Here is a 17323-nt window from a genome sequence, read left to right on the forward strand (position 1 = left end):
AAGCAGAATTAAATTTCATGGTTAAAACCTATCAACAATACAGACTAGCGACAACTGTTATTTACGCGCACCAGGAAAATAGGTTTTAAGATTAACAGGTTATAAGCTTAATCTTTACCGGAACACAGTTCAGTGATTCGGTCACACATGGCTTGGTTAACTGTGAAGTGGGTGTTGAGGAACGCTAGTTGGGCAAGTGCTGATTCAGCGGTGCGCTCGTAACCTTGGGTAAAGGTTGGTAGCAATTGGGCAAACTTAGGAAAGCGCGCTTCTAGCCTTCTATCCGACATAAACTCATCGACGAATTCAGGCTCAGAATGTTCAGTTTGATCCACAAGATCGATCAAACGATCAAGTGCGTAAGATTGAACGAACCGACTCCCAGCCAGCTTTTCGCCTCGATTATAACGAGACATGCCCACATAAAGATTGGTAAGTGCCTCACCAATGATCCACTCTTGGGAGTTAGCGTCTGACTCCCCTTTTACTGGTGGAACACAACATTGCGAATCAAATTCCGGTTGCTGCCAAACAATGCGCCCTTCAGCAAATGGTATATGCGCTAACTCGTGGGGTTCAAACACAGCAAATTCACAGAAGATTCCGTCAGCGTAAAGCACTTTATAGCCATCGACGGTGTTTCTCACCGCGTAGTCGATTGGGTGAATGTCTGAGAGCCAATGCAAGCTGTCTAAGAAATACTGCTTATGCCCCGTTTGTACTATCGCGAAAAAATCGACATCTGAATACTGATCAAGTCGTTCTGTTTCAATACCGACTGAACCTAACCCTAATAGAGCATGAGCCTTACCCGATGCTTCCAAAGACTCCCCAATAGCATCTAGACGCTGGAGTAATTTTTCTGGTGTGTTTGTGTGTCTTGTCTGCATCACTTTATCCGTTTGCATTGCTAAATCCCTATTAAGTTGAATGCCACTCAACCTAACTGATAGTTAGAACATCTAAGAAGCTTAATTTATAAAATGTGTGTTTTGGATAACGATCTGCGCAAGTTATTGTTTGAATAACGACTGAATTTAGGAGTAAAAAAGAGTGCATTCAACCGATAAACAACACTCTTCTATCATGACTTATCTTTTTAAATGCTTATATTTGTAACAGCTAAGCATCTACAAACAGCGAGCTTATAAACGCTTTAGGGCTAAACCTACGATTTTTCCAAGTAAGCGGCCATTTCTTCTTTCGGCACCATGCCTCCGCCAGTCGCCCACACAAGATGCGTTGCATTCGCTAGCGTCGACTCATCAATTTGTAGACGAGCAAGGTATTCGCTATTCTGCTCAACATGAATCACACCCGGCATGCCTGCGAGTGCTGAAGGCTCAAGTTGAATACCCTCTGCTTGGTTCAGTTCGCCTAGCAATTGATACATGCGCTCGTCGGTTAATGTGTAATAACCATCAAGCAAGCGCTCCATCGCGCGACCCACGAAACCTGAAGCCCGACCAACCGCTAAACCGTCTGCGGCGGTGAGGTTATCAATACCCAGATCTTGCACTGCGATCTCATCATGCAAACCCGAGTGAACACCGAGCAACATGCAAGGCGAATGGGTCGGCTCAGCAAAAATACAGTGCACGTTGTCACCAAATGCCATCTTCAAGCCAAATGCAACACCACCGGGGCCACCACCTACCCCACATGGCAAGTAAACAAACAAAGGATGCTGTTCATTAACCACAATACCCTGTTGCTCGAATTGCTTCTTAAGCCTTTCTCCAGCCACAGAGTAACCAAGGAACAGTGTTTTTGAGTTTTCATCATCAATAAAGAAACAGCGTGGGTCTTGTTCCGCTTCTTTACGTCCTTGTTCTACTGCAACGCCATAATCTTGTTGATACTCGACCACGTTAACACCGTGCTCTCGCAGTTTATTTTTCTTCCACGCTCTTGCATCAGCCGACATGTGAACAGAGACCGTAAAGCCCAATTTGGCACTCATGATACCGATCGACATGCCTAGGTTACCCGTTGAACCTACTGCAATGCTGTATTGTTGGAAGAAGTTACGAAACTCAGGTTCGAGCAACTTGCTGTAGTCATCGCTCTCACACAGTAACCCGGCTTCAATCGCAAGCTTCTCGGCATGCGTTAGTACTTCATAAATACCTCCGCGCGCTTTGATTGAACCTGAAATCGGCAAGTGGCTGTCTTTCTTCATCATCAAACGCCCTTTTATTGGCTGCTGATAATGAGCTTCTAATGCCAACTTCATTGCAGGGATATCGATAAGCTCAGATTCGATGATGCCATTCGTCACATGAGTTTCAGGAAATGCCTTCGCCAGATAAGGGGCAAACCTTTGTAACCTCAAACTCGCATCATGAATATCTTGTTCGCCCAATCCCACATAAGGTAAACCGCGCTCCAGAGTCGTCACATTTGGGTTAAACCAAACAACCTCTTCCAATGCAATCAATTGTTGAAGTAATGGGAAATCTGAGATGAGTTTATCGATATTCAATACGGTCATGGATTACCTTCTTTGGTAAAGCGCGCGCGACGCTGGTTCAGTCATTAGTAAACCTATTTAAACGGTATTTGTGTAATCATTCAATGACCTGTAGGCTAGCTTTTCTTCTCATAAGCAAACAGTAGAACAACCTATGAGCGCCTCTCTTCGTAATAGCATTTTCGTCATGTTAGGGATTCTATTCCTAGCACTTAACCTTCGAGGGCCTTTTACGAGCTTGGCTCCTGTGCTTTCTCAGGTTATGGAAGGCCTCAACCTTACGTCGTCGGCTGCTGGCTTCTTAACAGCTTTGCCACTGTTAACTTTTGCCTTATTTTCACCATTAGTCACCAAGATATCTCAACGAATTGGTCTAGAACCAAGCTTGCTCTTAGGCTTAGTTTTGATCACTTCGGGTATTACACTGCGCTCTTTTGGCGCAATTCCGACGTTATACATCGGCACAGTAATGATTGGACTTGGTATCGCGATTGGTAACGTGTTGTTGCCCGTTGTAGTGAAAATTAGCTTCCCTACTCGTATTGCGACAGTGACTTCTTTGTACATTTTTACGATGGGCATCGGTTCGACGTTAGGTTCAAGTTTGATGGTGCCGTTTTCAAATCTAACTTTATTCACGGTCACTGGTTGGCAATTAGCACTGTTAATGAACCTAATATTCCCAATATTAGCTTTGATGATCTGGTTGCCTAAAATCAGAAAGCGCTCTTCTTCAGCAACCAATAACAAGCATCAAGAAAAGCCGATTCCGATGAAGAAGATGATCAAGAGTGGCGTTGCATGGCAAGTGACACTAGCTCTTGGGCTTAACTCATTTACCTTCTATTCTTTGGCAGGCTGGCTTCCACAGATCTTGAACGACCTTGGCTACAGCGAAATCGATGCGGGTTACATCTACGGATTTCTACAATTTTCGACTATGGTTCCGGGATTGCTGTTACTGCCGTTCTTAGGTAAAAGCGATAACCAACAATGGCTCATTACGCTTTGTACTTCGAGTGTATTTATTGGATTGATTGGGCTGCTGTATTTGCCTGAGTTTGCGATCTTTTGGGTGGGACTGTTTGGATTAGCCAACTGCTCTACGTTTATTATCGCGCTTTCTTTTGTTGGCCTGAGAACATCGAATAGCAGCCAAGCCGCATCGCTGTCGGGTATGGCGCAAGGAATTGGTTATGCTTTAGCAGCAACAGGCCCAACGATGGTGGGTAAGCTTCATGCTCAGACAGATTCTTGGAGTGTTCCTATTCTGCTGATCGCATCTGTTGCCTTTGCGTGCACGATTTTCGCAGCACTGGCAGCACGAGATAAAAAAGTGAGCGTTTAGGACAAACAGAATTGTTATGGCGTCGCGACTCTATTGCTGACGACGGTTTTGATGTATTCGCTTGGCGACAAACCAAACTTCCCTTTAAAGCGCTGACTAAAACGCCCCTCCGATTGGTAACCGCAAGACTGAGCCAACATCGCCACATTCTGCTGCCCGTTTTGCATCAGATAAAGCGCATGACTCAAGCGAACTTCAGCCAGTACCTCACGATATTGCATGCCTTCAAGTTTCAATTTACGGATAAGCGTGGCGCGGCTCATCGCAAAGCGCTCTGCTACCGACTCTAACGGATGTTTCTCGTCCGGTGAATGTGAAAGGTAGTGGCTGAGTTTCTGGCTAAACGAGACGTTTGAGCTAATAAACAATAGATGCAGTACGCCCTTCTCGGCTAATTGCTGGTATAAGCCCTGCAACCAAAACTGCTGGGTCTCTTTACTCATGCTTTGTCTATCAAAGGAAAACAGAGCATTGAGTGAATCTTGTAAGCTACGATCCGCTTGTACTTTAGGCAGCCCCAGATCATTCGAGCGTTCCTCACTTAAATCAAGCATCGCCTGAGAAGGTTGGAATTGAAAGCTGAACACTCGTGATAAGAAGCGTCCTTTGTGAGGCATATTCTCAAAACTTAATGACGCTGATGCCTCACACAACAGCAGCTCAGAATGTGAGAGTTCTGCCGTTGAGTCTTTCCAAAACAGGCGCTTACTGCCTGTAATGATCTGAATAATACTAGGAGATAGAATCCTCACATTACGCAGTTTTTGTAACTGCTCTGCACGAAAGATCGTCACTTGATATTGATGATTCATCTCATCCCCCTTGTTTACTTATTATCAACGACCAGCTATCGCATCAATAACTGGTCGCTTTATTAGCGTGTGTCAATTATTAACGTGTATAAAGCTATTAACGTGTGTAAGTTGTAGTCAGTTTCGCTTTGTCTAGAGCCATGCTGTTCAACGTGAATCCAACCACAGCCGACGGCGTGTTTTCGTCTAGGTTGAGCTTATCCGTTGGCAATGCCCAAACCGTGAACTGGTAGCGGTGCATGCCATCTTTTTCAGGAGGACAAGCGCCACCGAAACCTACCGTTCCATAATCTATGCGGCCTTCTTTGCCACCCACTTTAGAGATGTCGACACCACGAGGTAGCTCGCTCACTGTTGCTGGAATGTCAAACGCGACCCAGTGCCAGAAACCACTTTCAGTCGGAGCATCTGGATCATAAGCCGTGATTGCAAAGCTTTTGGTTCCTGCTGGAGCATCTTTCCACATCAACTGCGGTGACAAGTTTTCGCCATCACAGCCCCAACTTGAATATTCAAACGTCTTCGCCATTGGGTGACCTTCTTGAATATCATTACTCGTTAATTCGAATGCCTGAGCCGAGCCAGCTGTTAAGATACTAAGTGCCAATACTGATTTAATGAGTGTTTTCATGGTGGTTCCTCTGATTAGGTATGAGCCCAGTATAGTCCCCTCCATTCGTTCAATAATGACAATAAGTACACAATAATCTAGTTTAATCCATCCAAATGATACTTACTGCATTTCCAATTTATTATTTTAAAACATGACCCACTTGACAATTTGTTGTTAAAGGAACACTTGTTGACATTCAGGTTACAAATCACGTCCAAAACTCTTTAGACTCGTCCCACGACTTTTAACGAGAATGATTGGATGCGTAGGTTTACCTTAGCTCTTTGCTTGATCTTTTGGCTCCCCACTCTAGCTAATGCCCAAAGTTTGCAAGACAAGTGGCAAACCCTGTATCAACTGAGCTGGCAATCATCCCCAATCCTAGTATCTCAACAAGAGTTGGCTCAGTATCCGAAAGTTCTGCTTCATGAACGTAGCCGCTATCCTGATTTCAACCAATTCAGTTGGGACGACATCGCAGCGTTAGCGTCAATACAAGATCACTGCCGAGCGATTGAAAGCGATAACCCTTCATTACATGACGCCATCGAGTTTGAGCTCGCTTTGTGTCAGCAACAAGCATTGGATTCCATTTGGTTTGCTGCACACTCCAAACGACACCCTGCAGGTGGCAGTTTTGCTGATCGTTATTTAGCAGCTTACCCAGATGTGACCGAGCAGATACGCCCATTTTTGAGTCTTACCAACCCTCTACACCCTTTATATAACCAGCTAGAAAACCTAAGTGCACAAGGCAGAGAAGCACTGCTCAGTGGGTACCGAGCTTGGCAACAGGACGATGTGCTTTGGTTAAGTGGCGAACAAGGCTGGAAAGCCATTCCCTTAAATGTTTGGCAACCTATTGCAGAGCAGCAAGAGGTGTCTTTGACGGGTGAAACCTGCACTTTTCGTTACAGCAACGTCTGCTTAAGCGAACCTAGCAATGACAATCTGATCATGAAAACGTTGATCTTTACATTGCTGTTAACGTTGCTTTCCGGACTCGGTAGAGTCTTATACCTAAGAACAAAACAACGAAAAGAGAGGCAGTTCGTTTTACAGCTTCTTACTCATGAACTTCGCACGCCCATTACTAGCCTAGGTCTAACCGTCGAAATGTTTAGAAATCGCTACGATGACTTTTCTGATGAAACTCAAAATGCGGTTTGGCGTTTAATATCCGACTATCAAAGGCTCTCTCAGCTCACCGAAAACAGTAAAGTGTATCTAAGTTCGGATCAGTCAGAACCTTTGTTGAAGCAAAACGCTTCATTAGAAGAGTGGCTCGATCATGTATGTGAAAAGCACAATATCGAGTATCAATGTGATTCAAGTGATGCTGAACTTAACCTACCGTATTACTGGCTAACCATCTGCTTAGATAACTTGATTAAGAACGCTAAACAGCACGGTATAGGTGAGGTTTTGGTCAAGGTAGAACTCGCTGATAAGCTCAGGATTGAGGTGCAAGACGAAGGTCACTTCCCTTCTTTTCTGCAACGGTTAGTATCTCGAGCAACACCGAATATCAATCACAGACAAGACAACATGGGCATTGGCCTCACAATTGTCGAACACTTGATGAAACAAGCGAATGGCCGCCTCATTATTCTTCGTAACCCAACCCGATGTATTTTGGAAATAGCTTATGAACACCCTACTGCTGATTGAAGACGACCATCTACTTGGACAGGGCCTCGTCAGCTTCTTTGAGTCCAATGGTTACCAATGCCTTTGGGCGAAGGATTCAGAGAGTGCCAGTAAGCAATGGTTCCGAGCCGATCTAGTGATACTGGATCGACAACTCGAAGACGGTGACAGCTTGCGACATTTGCCGAATTGGTTACTGCTCAAAGCCCTACCAGTGATTGTGTTAACGGCTAAAGTGGAAGTCCAACAACGCGTAGAAGGCTTAATGGCAGGTGCCAAAGATTACGTCACTAAACCTTTCTCGAACGAGGAGTTGCTTGCTCGAGTCATTACCCAACTTCGTCCGTTAGGGGTGAGCCACTTAAATTACGCAAATATCCAAATCAACTTATCGGAACGAATCGCTTATCTGGATGAAAGCCCGATCACGTTAAAACCTAAAGAGTTCCAGTTATTGGTCTTGTTTGTTCAGAACCAAAGTCGTGTGTTTCATCGTGATGAGTTACTCAATAAGATTTGGGGTTATCAAGCCTTTCCAAGTACCCGAACCGTGGATAATCACATACTGCGCTTGCGCCAGAAGCTGCCAACCCTAAAGATCGAAACACATCGCGGCGTTGGTTACCGCTTAGCTGGGGAATCATAATGAGAGTCACTTCGTTAATCGCATTGATCTGCGCTTTGCCGTTTGCGTGTCACGCCGCTTGGTTTACCAACACGCCATTACAACATACGTATCAATCTCTGCTTGATGAACAACCTCAAGTCGCGTGGCAAGAGCTTCAAATCGCACTCAATCAACAAACACTTGATAGCGAGCTTTGGTTGCCAGTTAAACAAGAGATACTGAGCCAAACTCAATGCGGAACTTCACTAAGACAAGACATTGAGACGAAACATCACATTCAAGTTAGCTTCATTCGACGCTACGGCCTGTCATCGCAAGGTTATCAAATCAAAGTCGCTGCAGAACAACTCAGTGAAGACATGAAAATCCAAACACAACCTATCTCTCTAGTTTCCCCAAGAGGTAAGATCCTTCTCGATGGACAACTCGCTTCTAACAATGAGTATCAAGAGATTGAGACCAGTGAAATGTTTATCAAACCCGAATCTGGTGTTTATCAACTAAGGATAGGTTCGAACCACTATCCTATTGTTGTCGCTTTAGACAACAGCAAGCGATGGTTAACACTCGAAAGTAAACTCAGCGAACCACATATCGTGATCACGCCACCGAAGGTGATCGACAACTGCCCTAACGCCAATGTGAGTTGGCAATGGTTCGATGAGAACTACAACCTGTTAGGCTACAAAGTGCCAATCAAGACAGCGCAAGCACCCGTTCCCACAGAAAGCCCACTAGGGACTAATGCCAAACACTTGAGTGCTTCGGTTGAAATGTTTGAATACCAAGGCGCGATTGAAGTCCAATATGTGCAGCGTGTCGCGGTGCCTTTCTAATGGAATGCATTCAGAAGAAGATTAGAAACTAGGTAATGCAGAAAATAGAGACATATAGGTGACAAAGCACTAGCGCTACTTGGGTGTAATAACCGTACTTACCCTTTACGGAATCTAGATATGCTCAGCGTACGTCACCCACTCAATCTTTCTACTTGTGCCATTGTGGCTTTAACAACAGCTTGTCTGTTTTCATCCAATGCACAAGCGAGCCAAATAACGCTAACCACTATTAGCACCAGCAGCGTTAGCGGAAATAGCATTAGCGGCAGCAGTATTCGCGACAACGCTAACACCGCCACTAACAATACAGTCTCTATTTCATCGAATACTTTAGAGATAGATTGGAACGGCTTAAGCGTTAACAGCGGCGCTCTCACCGTTGATAGCCAACCACAGAAAGCGACCAATCTAGTCATTGGTCTTTCCGATAAAACTAACTCAGCAAAGACCGCAACTTGGACCTTAGTACCTAGTGGGATAAACATTGAGGCAGAACTAAATCAAGATCAACTCACTTTTCAGTTCAGCTTCCCTTCAAATATACAGGTGAAACGTAACCAGCCCGTAGAGTTGGCGTGGTTTGATCTTGCAGAACAACAAACTCAGACCCTATTTCTTCCTTTTAGCGAAGGCATGCGTGTACCTACAAATAACAAGCTTTGGGGTAGTTACCTAGTCGACAACCATTCTGGAAGCAACACCACTCAAGACCTAAAGATGCCTTTTGGGACAGCACAACAGAACGACCACTTCATTAGCTATCAGATGATTAATGCAACCAACAATCAACTGCTCTTTTCAGATGCATCCTCTAATGCTTCCTCAAATACAAAGACCAAAATTGATATGAAGGCATCACACCAATTTACGATGCTCAATCAGTCACAGCCTTTTATTGTTCGTATCACCCTCGGAGACTCGTGGTTAGATGGTGCCAAACAATACCGAGATTGGCGCATCAATAATGACCAGTCTGAAACACTTGTAGCAAAGCAAAAGCGCAATCCAGATGTGAGTAAGTTGATCGGCGCGAGCCACGTTTATTTGTTTGGCAAAGATCCACTAAGCGTCCAAGATGTAAGCGACTGGTGGGGATTGAAAAGCTGGTATCTAAAGGGCTCAAAACTCAACGTTTCCAAGGAAGCAAAAAGAGAGCTTTCATCACTCTCCAAGGGTAAAGATTGGTTCAGTCAGTACCACAAACAGTTATTGTTGGACTCTATTAGCCAGTCGTTGCAGGTGTTATTTTCAGTCGGTAATCCGACACTCGAAAACAACACGATTAAAGCTCAATACGTGGCAGCGCAGAATAAGAAGAACTGGTTGCTAGAGCACGCTTCCCCTTACCTAAACTCGTCAGACACTTGGGGACAAGCGTTGTCTTCAGACATGGTAACCAATCTAAATAAGGCAGGCTTAAACAAACTTTGGCTCGGATTTGATAATTGGATGCCAGCATTCTATCAACCTAACGCTGTGGGTCTGGCAAAACAGTCAGGATATCTGGTCGGCACCTATGACTCCTACAACACAGCCATTCCTGCGAAGCTGAACGACAACTGGCTAACCGCTCAATTACCAGAGCCAATGCGTCAAAGTTGTGCCATTGAACTAGCGGATGGCAGCCTAAAAAAAGGGTTTCGAGGTAACGGATTCTATCTTAATCCGAATTGCCATTTAGATTACGTAAAGCAGCGCGCTCAAGACATTATGAAATTCGGCAACTTCAACAGCTTGTTCTTAGATGTTGATGCAACCGCCATGGCACGTGAGGATTACAGCGGCTCTATAGACAGTCATAGCAAGAGTCATAGCAACAGCAATGGTAATGGCGATACAAACGAATCGGATATGCTTTCTGCCTTCAACAACCGAATGCAGTGGCTAAGCGAGCAACCATCGTTAGTATTAGGATCTGAAGACGGCAACAGCCTAACAACAAAAGGCATCGCGTTTGCGCACGGCTTAGAAACGGTTGGTTTTGGTTGGACAGATAAAGACATGAAAGAGAACCGCCGATCTCCCTATTACTTAGGTCGTTGGTACCCAGACCACAAGCCTGACTTCTTCTTTAAACCCTCCGAGGTTAAAGAGCCCTACAAGTCGCTACTGTTTTCGCCACAATATCGAATTCCGCTTTACCAAGCCGTTTTCCATGATGAAGTAATCAATACGCACCATTGGCACTCAGACAGCCTTAAGTTCACCAATATACAAGCAAATCGTGACTTAAGCGCCATGCTGTATAACACGCCACCGATGGTTCACTTGACCAGAGATGAAGCTTTATCAAGTTCAAGCCCGAGAATCAGAGCATTGAAACACTATCAAAATGGCTTTGAACCGATGCACGAACAGTTATGGGATAAACAGTTGGTCGATTTCGACTGGTTAGATAAGAACGGAGATGTTCAACAAACCGAGTTCAGTGACGGGAGTAAGATCATTGCCAACTTCTCCAACAAGACCTTTCGTCACGATAACGTTGATATTGCGGCCCTGTCGGTCAAAGCTATATTGGCGAATGGACAAGTCGTCGATTGGCAGTCAACTTATCATTAGCTTCGATACGGTTTAGGCAAAAACGATTAATAGGAAGCCTAAGCACTTATTTACCCGCTAAGGTTATCCCCGTTACTTTTGCTTCCTATTTTGAAAGGCAGTCAGTAGATAGTCGATAAAGACCTTTTTACGTTTCGGCATCAACTGTCTGTCTGCATACACTAGGCTTACTGAAACTTCTGGCATCTCATACTCAGGTAACAAACGAATCAGCTTCCCTGTCTTGAAGTGCTCACGACAAATGAATTCAGGAAGCACCGCCAAGCCGAGCCCATCCACACACGCTGTTAGGCATGCCGTGATGGTATTCACCCGCAACTGACACGGTAGATCGATCAAAATCGACTCTCCGCCTTCTAATTGCAAATGCCACTTAGGTAGACGTGCCGCCTTGTTCACCACCTCAATCATCCTAAATGGAGGCTTAAGGTCATCGGGTGAAGAGATTTCACCGAACTGTTCTAAATACTCAGGGCTGGCTACCAATACACGCTTCGATGTTGTGAGGTAGCGAGAAACCAAGCTCGAATCCACCAGCTCACCAATTTGCGCGTAAAGATCGATCCCCTCCGCAATGATGTCGACTTCTCGATTCGACAGTTCTAAGTTCAAAGTCACGTTTGGGTGCTCTTTTAGGAAACTGTGGATGTATGTGGCTAATACTTGATGTCCCAATTCGACAGGCAACACAACATTCAACTGCCCTCGGATCAAATCCTGATTGGCAGAAACCTCTAACTCAGCTTGGTTCATGATCTCTTGCATCTGCATGCTCGACTGATAAAAGCGCTCACCCTCTGGCGTTAAAACTAAACTTCGTGTCGAACGAGTGATCAACCTCACACCTAGGTGCTGCTCGAGCTCATCAAGCTTTCGGCTGACGGTCGACTTGGTCATGTTCAATGCTTCAGCTGCGTGCGTGAAACTCCCACAATCAACAACTTGTGTAAAAACAGTCACAGCATTTAAGTCCATCGTATTTCTCCCAAAGCTATATTAGTAAGATTTTTGCAACAGTGTTTCCCTTTTTTCCTATCTTATCAATCAATCGAATTCATTTACAATTCGTTACATCTAAATAAAAACAAAATGAGAAATAAAAAATGACAGAGAACAATAACGCTTCGCAATCAGTAAGCACAAAAAAACGTAAAAAAGCTCCGCTTATTGCTACTGCGATCATGCTGTCATTAGGTCTTGCTGGTGCCGGATATTGGTACGGCTATGGCCAATACTTTGAATCTACCGACAATGCCTACCTACAAGGCGACATCACTAATATAAGCCCGAAGGTGTCGGGTTATATTGTTAAGTCTTACGTGAGTGATAACCAATCGGTTAAACAAGGTGACTTGTTGGTTCAAATCGATGATCGTGATTACCAATCTGCACTTGCTCAGGCGAATGCGCATTTAAGCGTCGTTCAATCAAGCGTACACAACCTTATCGCTCAACAAACGTTACAACGTAGCCAAATAAATCAAGCCGAGAGCCGTGTTGATTCCGCACAAGCTGAATACGAGCGTGCAATCCAACAAGTCGTGCGTTCTCGCAGCTTATTAAAGCGCAACTATGCTTCGCAAGATGAAGTCGACAGCATGGTCGCACAACAAAAAGTCACCCAAGCAGAACTTGAAGAAGCAAAAGCAAACCTCGTCGCAAGTAATGACCAACTAATCGTGATTGCGAGTGAAATCGAACAAGCAAACGCATCCGTGACTGAAGCTCAAGCACAAAGAGATCAAGCACAACTTAACCTTGATTACACCAAGGTTTACGCGCCAGCGGATGGCGTGATTGGTAAACGTAGCGTCCGTGAAGGCTTGCTGATTCAAGCAGGCGCGCCACTTATGAGCTTGGTACCAAACAACCAAGTGTGGATTGAAGCTAACTTCAAAGAAACACAGCTAAGCGGCATTCACAAAGGCCAAACGGTAGAAGTCGAACTAGATGCCTTTCCGGGTCAGCCACTTGAAGGCGTGGTAGACAGTTTCTCTCCTGCGACTGGCGCCAAGTTTGCGCTACTGCCACCAGAAAACGCGACCGGTAACTTTACTAAAATCGTTCAACGTGTACCGGTGAAAATTACCATTCCAGATCAGCAAGAATTGAAAGGTAGATTGCTTCCTGGTTTGTCTGTGGTAGCGACCATCGATAAACGAGGCTAGATCATGAGTAACGCTGGTGTTGTCACCCACACTAATGATGATGGAGTGGTTTCTAGACGCCATTGGATCGCCCTATTTGGCGGTTTGATTGGCGCGTTTATGGCGATCTTGGATATTCAGATCACCAACTCGTCTCTCAAAGATATTCAAGGCGCGCTGTCTGCCACCTTAGATGAAAGTTCATGGATCTCTACGTCTTATCTAGTCGCAGAGATGATTGCTATCCCACTCAGTGGTTGGCTTTCTAAAGCGCTCGGTAAACGCCGTTATATCACGTGGACGACGGCCATTTTCACCATTTCATCTTTGCTGTGTTCGTTCTCTTGGAATATGACCTCGATGATCGTATTCCGAGCGATGCAAGGCTTCAGTGGTGGCGCTTTAATCCCGCTTGCTTTCTCGTTAGTGATTCAGTTATTGCCTGTTAACAAACGGGCTGTGGGTATGGCACTGTTTGGCGTAACCGCGACCTTTGCTCCATCGATCGGCCCAACATTTGGTGGTTGGCTGACGGAGAACTTTTCATGGCACTATATTTTCTACATCAATATTCCGCCTGCTTTGCTTGTGATCACCATGATCCGATATGGCTTGGATGATGAAAAGCTCGACCTTGGCACGCTGAAAAAAGCGGACTGGTTTGGTATCGCCACCATGGCGTTAGGGCTAGGTTGTTTGGAAGTGGTACTAGAAGAAGGTAACCGTGAAGAGTGGTTCAGTTCGAGCTTTATTATTGGCTTGAGTATCGTGTCGGCGGTGAGTTTGGTTTACTTTGTGATAAACGAACTCCAACACAAAAAGCCATTGGTTAACCTGCGGCTATTGCGGGATGGGCAGTTTGCTATGTCTTGTATCGCCTATTTGATTTTGGGGATGGCATTGCTCGGCTCTATCTATGTTCTGCCGATGTATCTCACTCAAATTCAGCAATATAACGCGATGGAAATTGGTGAAGTGCTAATGTGGATGGGTTTCCCACAACTTCTGATATTCCCAATTGTGCCCAAGCTAACACAGATAATTAAGCCTAAGTACTTGGTGACCTTTGGCTTCGCAATGTTCGGTTTCAGTTGTTACGTGAATACGCACATGACAATCGATTTTGGTGGCCAGCAGCTGATTTTGTCTATGGTTCTGCGTGCTATCGGTAGCCCATTTATTATGGTTCCGCTGTCTTTGGTTGCCATGAAGAACATCAGCAAAATGGACACGCCAGACGCATCAACGTTAACCAACGTGATGCGAAACTTAGGGGGCGCTTTCAGCATCGCGATTATCGCTACGCTATTGGATAACAAAACCCGTGAGCATCTGGCTCACATCAAGGAGTCGCTACCTTCTGTGAGTCAACTCGGTTGGCAGACGCTTCAGCAACAACAGGCGTTTTTCATTCAGTCAGGAAGTGATGCCGCAACGGCGATGCAACAAGCGCAAGCAAGCTTACTTGGTACAATGCAACGTGACGCTGCCATCATGGCTTACAACGATGTGTTCTTAATGATGACGGCGTTCTTGGCTCTAGCGGCAGTATTGATTTTGAACATGCGTGATTAGCGCTAGTTTTTTAGTAAGTAAAACTTCAAAAAAGACTACATTTCAAATAAACAATCGTGTAAGAAAACAGAGAGGTAAGCTTATCGGCTTACCTCTTTTTTATTTCTAAAACACGGATAACCCCACAAAAATAAGGTAAACGTAACCTGCGTTTGAAGGCTTTCATAAATGTTATCGAATACTCTTTAATTACCAATAGTTTATTGAGTGTTTGTATGTGATATAGGCACCTTGACAATGTGCAACCTGACACCTAAATTAAACATAACATTTGGTATTGAGGAAAATGGATTTGACCTTACCAACAGACCTGCGGGTTTTGATTGTCGACGACTCTAAGAGCGCAACAATACTTATTAAGCAGCAACTCTCGAGCTTGGGCATTTCACATGATTGCATCTTTATTGCGACCGATTATCGACAAGCCATCAAGGCGGTCGAGACGCACTCATTTCATGTACTCCTCATTGACTACCACTTAGAGCAATCCTTCACGGGGTTTGAGCTTTTGGGGATCCTCTATCGAAACAGGCTCATCGATCATACAGTCGCCACGATTCTTGTTTCTGGGGATATGCGTCAGGAAACCGTATTGACGGCCCTTTCTGGCGAAGCACATCACTTTGTTTCTAAACCGATCAATACTCAATCTTTAGGCAAGAAGATTCAAAGTGCTGTGTCCGTTTCGAAGAAACTCACCCAACTGAATGACTTGTATCCGATCACTAATCTGGAACGATTGACACAAGCGTTAGCGATCTCCCCGAATGGCAATAGCGTTCAATTTGAAGCGACGTTGATTGAACACTTAATCGGAGGTAAAGAATGGGATTTGCTTTCAAGTACAATCAACAACTCGAACACGAAAATGCACCCGACCAAATTAGTCGCAGAGGCATTAATTCTAGACAGCTTGGGTAAACCGAACCTAGCCATAGAAAAGCTCCACAATTACCTGATTGCTCAGCCGTTGTCATTAAACGTTATTGATTGTTTAAGCTGCATTTATGAAAAACATAATATGTTACTGCCCGCGCTTAAACTGGCCATAAGAGCGTTTGAAATGACGCCTAGCATCAGTCACCGTGCGATAAGAGCAATCGACTTGGCAGAAAACGTCGACAACACCCTGATGCTTATCAAGCTTGGTGAGATGTACGCGACGCATATATCGTCTGCCGACATTGATATTATTCATTCCATTAGCGCTCACTTCAGTTCACTAAAGGCGACCTACCAACGTGAGACTCAATTAAAGTACAAACGTATTCTGCTGGAACATGCTAATCAATTCACAGAGTTGGTAAACCTCAAACTTCCCGTAAAACAACAGCAACAAGTTCTGGCCAGCCTTGCCCTATTTCAAAGTAATATTTTACTCATTGAGAACAGCCCTCAAGTTGCTCACAAGAAAGTGATTCGAGCCTCGACACTGTTAGCAAATAACTTTTACAACCAACCCACTCACTTATTGCTTCAATTGCTACCTCTTTTAACTCACTTTGGCGAGTACTCCCTGTACCACTTAGTTGCAGAGTGCCTAAAAGCTCGAGGGGAGACAATAAACCATCAACTCGAATCAAAAGATGTAGACCCTTCTACTTGTGTAAATATCGAAAATTCCGATTCCATCCAAGAACTAAAGGACTACATTCACAATTACCCATATTCAATTGCGGCGAAACTTGACTATATATATGCCGTCCATAAAGCTCATATAGAAGAAAACCTTAGACACGAATACTTGAAACAGCTCGCACAGCTAGAGCTTCCACCAAGATGGAGCCAATGGCTCAGTGATTCATTAAGATCTGGTTTTTCTACTAAGCCGCCCAGCCCATTTTCAACATACAGCCGACAGGAGTCTATATGCTAGATTTTGATGCCTTAAATGCCTACTTAGATAATGACAAAGAAGTGATTTTCGCTGTGTTGTCTGTGTATCAAGAAGACCATGGCAATTCATTAGAAGAGATACAAGAACTGGTACAGCAACAGGATTGGGGCAAGCTTCATTTTACCGTGCACACATTAAAAGGCATATTAGCCAGCTTCGGCGAAGAAACCGCCACCGTGGCCTTAGAAAGAGTCGAGCAAAACACACTTAATAAGCTTGCACCTCAAGATGATGATCTTTCTGTTATCTACAGCGAAATGAAGATCATCAACAAACAAATCGATGAGGTGCTCAGCACCTATTAGTCAATTCACTGAGCTTTTGTAATAGCTTTTAGTATTCCGTAACAGCTTTTAGTCTCCACTAATAGTTTTATAGTTTTACGCAGCAAACAATGTCAGCTGAACAGGTTAAAGAGCTGAGGTACTTTGGCAACATGGAACCTCGACTCTTGCCACGTTCTCCTCATTTTCCCTATCAATTATATAGCCGCCCGCTCCTATAAATTCACTCGGTTTATCTACATACGCCAATGCATAACACATACTTTATAAGCTATGCATGTTCATGTTTCCTATGAAAAACCGACACGTTCGATGAGATGTAAAATGGTTAAATACTTGTAGATCTTTTTGTGACGTAAGTATACGAAATTGCATTTTATTTATTGGTAAAGAAGAAACTGTTATCTACACTCTAATGAAACCAAGCGTTAATCACTTGGTGGCATAATAATAAAATAAAAAAATAAAACGTTCAGTCGGCTAAAAAAGGACAAG

At 44.3% G+C, this 17323-nt stretch carries 14 protein-coding genes; 9 read left to right on the forward strand and 5 right to left on the reverse strand.

Annotation, left to right across the window (positions count from 1 at the left end; genetic code table 11):
- Nucleotides 1–107: 107 nt before the first annotated feature.
- Nucleotides 108–908, reverse strand: coding sequence for a hypothetical protein (locus AC3CH4_RS23280; protein ID WP_488543924.1), 801 nt, complete (start codon nucleotides 906–908; stop codon nucleotides 108–110).
- A 260-nt stretch (nucleotides 909–1168) separates the two neighbouring features.
- Nucleotides 1169–2494 (reverse strand): D-serine ammonia-lyase, encoded by a 1326-nt coding sequence (dsdA, locus tag AC3CH4_RS23285; RefSeq protein WP_488543925.1) that lies wholly within the window; start codon nucleotides 2492–2494, stop codon nucleotides 1169–1171.
- A gap of 133 nt (nucleotides 2495–2627) precedes the next feature.
- On the opposite strand from dsdA, the gene AC3CH4_RS23290 reads away from it, so the two are divergent.
- A complete protein-coding gene (locus tag AC3CH4_RS23290) occupies nucleotides 2628–3821 on the forward strand; it encodes an MFS transporter (RefSeq protein ID WP_488543926.1) in 1194 nt (397 codons plus the stop codon).
- Between the two features lie 14 nt (nucleotides 3822–3835).
- Here the strand turns inward: AC3CH4_RS23290 and AC3CH4_RS23295 are convergent, their stop codons facing one another.
- Together AC3CH4_RS23295 and AC3CH4_RS23300 are read right to left on the reverse strand one after the other, a co-directional pair.
- Nucleotides 3836–4633, reverse strand: a complete 798-nt coding sequence (locus AC3CH4_RS23295) for a helix-turn-helix transcriptional regulator (protein ID WP_488543927.1) — start codon at nucleotides 4631–4633, stop codon at nucleotides 3836–3838.
- Between the two features lie 97 nt (nucleotides 4634–4730).
- Complete coding sequence (locus AC3CH4_RS23300; protein ID WP_029222229.1) at nucleotides 4731–5264, reverse strand: YbhB/YbcL family Raf kinase inhibitor-like protein; 534 nt, start codon at nucleotides 5262–5264, stop codon at nucleotides 4731–4733.
- A 243-nt stretch (nucleotides 5265–5507) separates the two neighbouring features.
- On the opposite strand from AC3CH4_RS23300, the gene AC3CH4_RS23305 reads away from it, so the two are divergent.
- The 4 genes from AC3CH4_RS23305 (at nucleotide 5508) to AC3CH4_RS23320 (ending at nucleotide 10925) form a co-directional block, all read left to right on the forward strand.
- On the forward strand, nucleotides 5508–6917 hold the full coding sequence (locus AC3CH4_RS23305; protein WP_171328508.1) for an ATP-binding protein: 1410 nt from the start codon (nucleotides 5508–5510) through the stop codon (nucleotides 6915–6917).
- Nucleotides 6895–7542: a response regulator transcription factor gene (locus AC3CH4_RS23310; protein WP_054546940.1), complete on the forward strand. Its 648-nt coding sequence runs from the start codon at nucleotides 6895–6897 to the stop codon at nucleotides 7540–7542. The genes AC3CH4_RS23305 and AC3CH4_RS23310 overlap by 23 nt, the downstream gene beginning before the upstream one ends.
- A complete protein-coding gene (locus AC3CH4_RS23315; RefSeq protein ID WP_488543928.1) occupies nucleotides 7542–8360 on the forward strand; it encodes a DUF2861 family protein in 819 nt (272 codons plus the stop codon). Before AC3CH4_RS23310 ends, AC3CH4_RS23315 begins: the two co-directional genes overlap by 1 nt.
- Before the next feature lie 120 nt (nucleotides 8361–8480).
- Nucleotides 8481–10925 carry a glycoside hydrolase gene (locus AC3CH4_RS23320; RefSeq protein ID WP_488543929.1) on the forward strand — a complete coding sequence of 815 codons (2445 nt, stop codon included), beginning with the start codon at nucleotides 8481–8483 and terminating at the stop codon, nucleotides 10923–10925.
- A gap of 72 nt (nucleotides 10926–10997) precedes the next feature.
- Here AC3CH4_RS23320 and AC3CH4_RS23325 read toward each other — a convergent pair whose 3' ends face one another.
- Nucleotides 10998–11900, reverse strand: a complete 903-nt coding sequence (locus tag AC3CH4_RS23325) for a LysR family transcriptional regulator (protein ID WP_017092646.1) — start codon at nucleotides 11898–11900, stop codon at nucleotides 10998–11000.
- A gap of 128 nt (nucleotides 11901–12028) precedes the next feature.
- Between AC3CH4_RS23325 and AC3CH4_RS23330 the strand changes: the two genes are divergently transcribed.
- From AC3CH4_RS23330 to AC3CH4_RS23345, 4 genes are all read left to right on the forward strand, one after another.
- Entirely contained in the window at nucleotides 12029–13093 is a 1065-nt protein-coding gene (locus tag AC3CH4_RS23330) for an HlyD family secretion protein (protein WP_009844998.1), read from the forward strand.
- Between the two features lie 3 nt (nucleotides 13094–13096).
- Entirely contained in the window at nucleotides 13097–14647 is a 1551-nt protein-coding gene (locus tag AC3CH4_RS23335; RefSeq protein WP_017088492.1) for a DHA2 family efflux MFS transporter permease subunit, read from the forward strand.
- Nucleotides 14648–14933: 286 nt separating this feature from the next.
- Entirely contained in the window at nucleotides 14934–16523 is a 1590-nt protein-coding gene (locus AC3CH4_RS23340) for a response regulator (protein WP_108118007.1), read from the forward strand.
- Nucleotides 16517–16849, forward strand: coding sequence for an Hpt domain-containing protein (locus tag AC3CH4_RS23345; RefSeq protein WP_017079133.1), 333 nt, complete (start codon nucleotides 16517–16519; stop codon nucleotides 16847–16849). Before AC3CH4_RS23340 ends, AC3CH4_RS23345 begins: the two co-directional genes overlap by 7 nt.
- The last annotated feature ends 474 nt before the right edge of the window (nucleotides 16850–17323 follow it).

The sequence above is a fragment of the Vibrio sp. QJM3NY_26 genome (assembly GCF_057786005.1).

Bases quoted from the DNA above. Each gene is read 5' to 3' on its own strand.
- AC3CH4_RS23280 (WP_488543924.1), bottom strand. From the start codon at position 908: ATGCAAACGGATAAAGTGATGCAGACAAGACACACAAACACACCAGAA.
- dsdA (WP_488543925.1), bottom strand. From the start codon at position 2,494: ATGACCGTATTGAATATCGATAAACTCATCTCAGATTTCCCATTACTT.
- AC3CH4_RS23290 (WP_488543926.1), top strand. From the start codon at position 2,628: ATGAGCGCCTCTCTTCGTAATAGCATTTTCGTCATGTTAGGGATTCTA.
- AC3CH4_RS23295 (WP_488543927.1), bottom strand. From the start codon at position 4,633: ATGAATCATCAATATCAAGTGACGATCTTTCGTGCAGAGCAGTTACAA.
- AC3CH4_RS23300 (WP_029222229.1), bottom strand. From the start codon at position 5,264: ATGAAAACACTCATTAAATCAGTATTGGCACTTAGTATCTTAACAGCT.
- AC3CH4_RS23305 (WP_171328508.1), top strand. From the start codon at position 5,508: ATGCGTAGGTTTACCTTAGCTCTTTGCTTGATCTTTTGGCTCCCCACT.
- AC3CH4_RS23310 (WP_054546940.1), top strand. From the start codon at position 6,895: ATGAACACCCTACTGCTGATTGAAGACGACCATCTACTTGGACAGGGC.
- AC3CH4_RS23315 (WP_488543928.1), top strand. From the start codon at position 7,542: ATGAGAGTCACTTCGTTAATCGCATTGATCTGCGCTTTGCCGTTTGCG.
- AC3CH4_RS23320 (WP_488543929.1), top strand. From the start codon at position 8,481: ATGCTCAGCGTACGTCACCCACTCAATCTTTCTACTTGTGCCATTGTG.
- AC3CH4_RS23325 (WP_017092646.1), bottom strand. From the start codon at position 11,900: ATGGACTTAAATGCTGTGACTGTTTTTACACAAGTTGTTGATTGTGGG.
- AC3CH4_RS23330 (WP_009844998.1), top strand. From the start codon at position 12,029: ATGACAGAGAACAATAACGCTTCGCAATCAGTAAGCACAAAAAAACGT.
- AC3CH4_RS23335 (WP_017088492.1), top strand. From the start codon at position 13,097: ATGAGTAACGCTGGTGTTGTCACCCACACTAATGATGATGGAGTGGTT.
- AC3CH4_RS23340 (WP_108118007.1), top strand. From the start codon at position 14,934: ATGGATTTGACCTTACCAACAGACCTGCGGGTTTTGATTGTCGACGAC.
- AC3CH4_RS23345 (WP_017079133.1), top strand. From the start codon at position 16,517: ATGCTAGATTTTGATGCCTTAAATGCCTACTTAGATAATGACAAAGAA.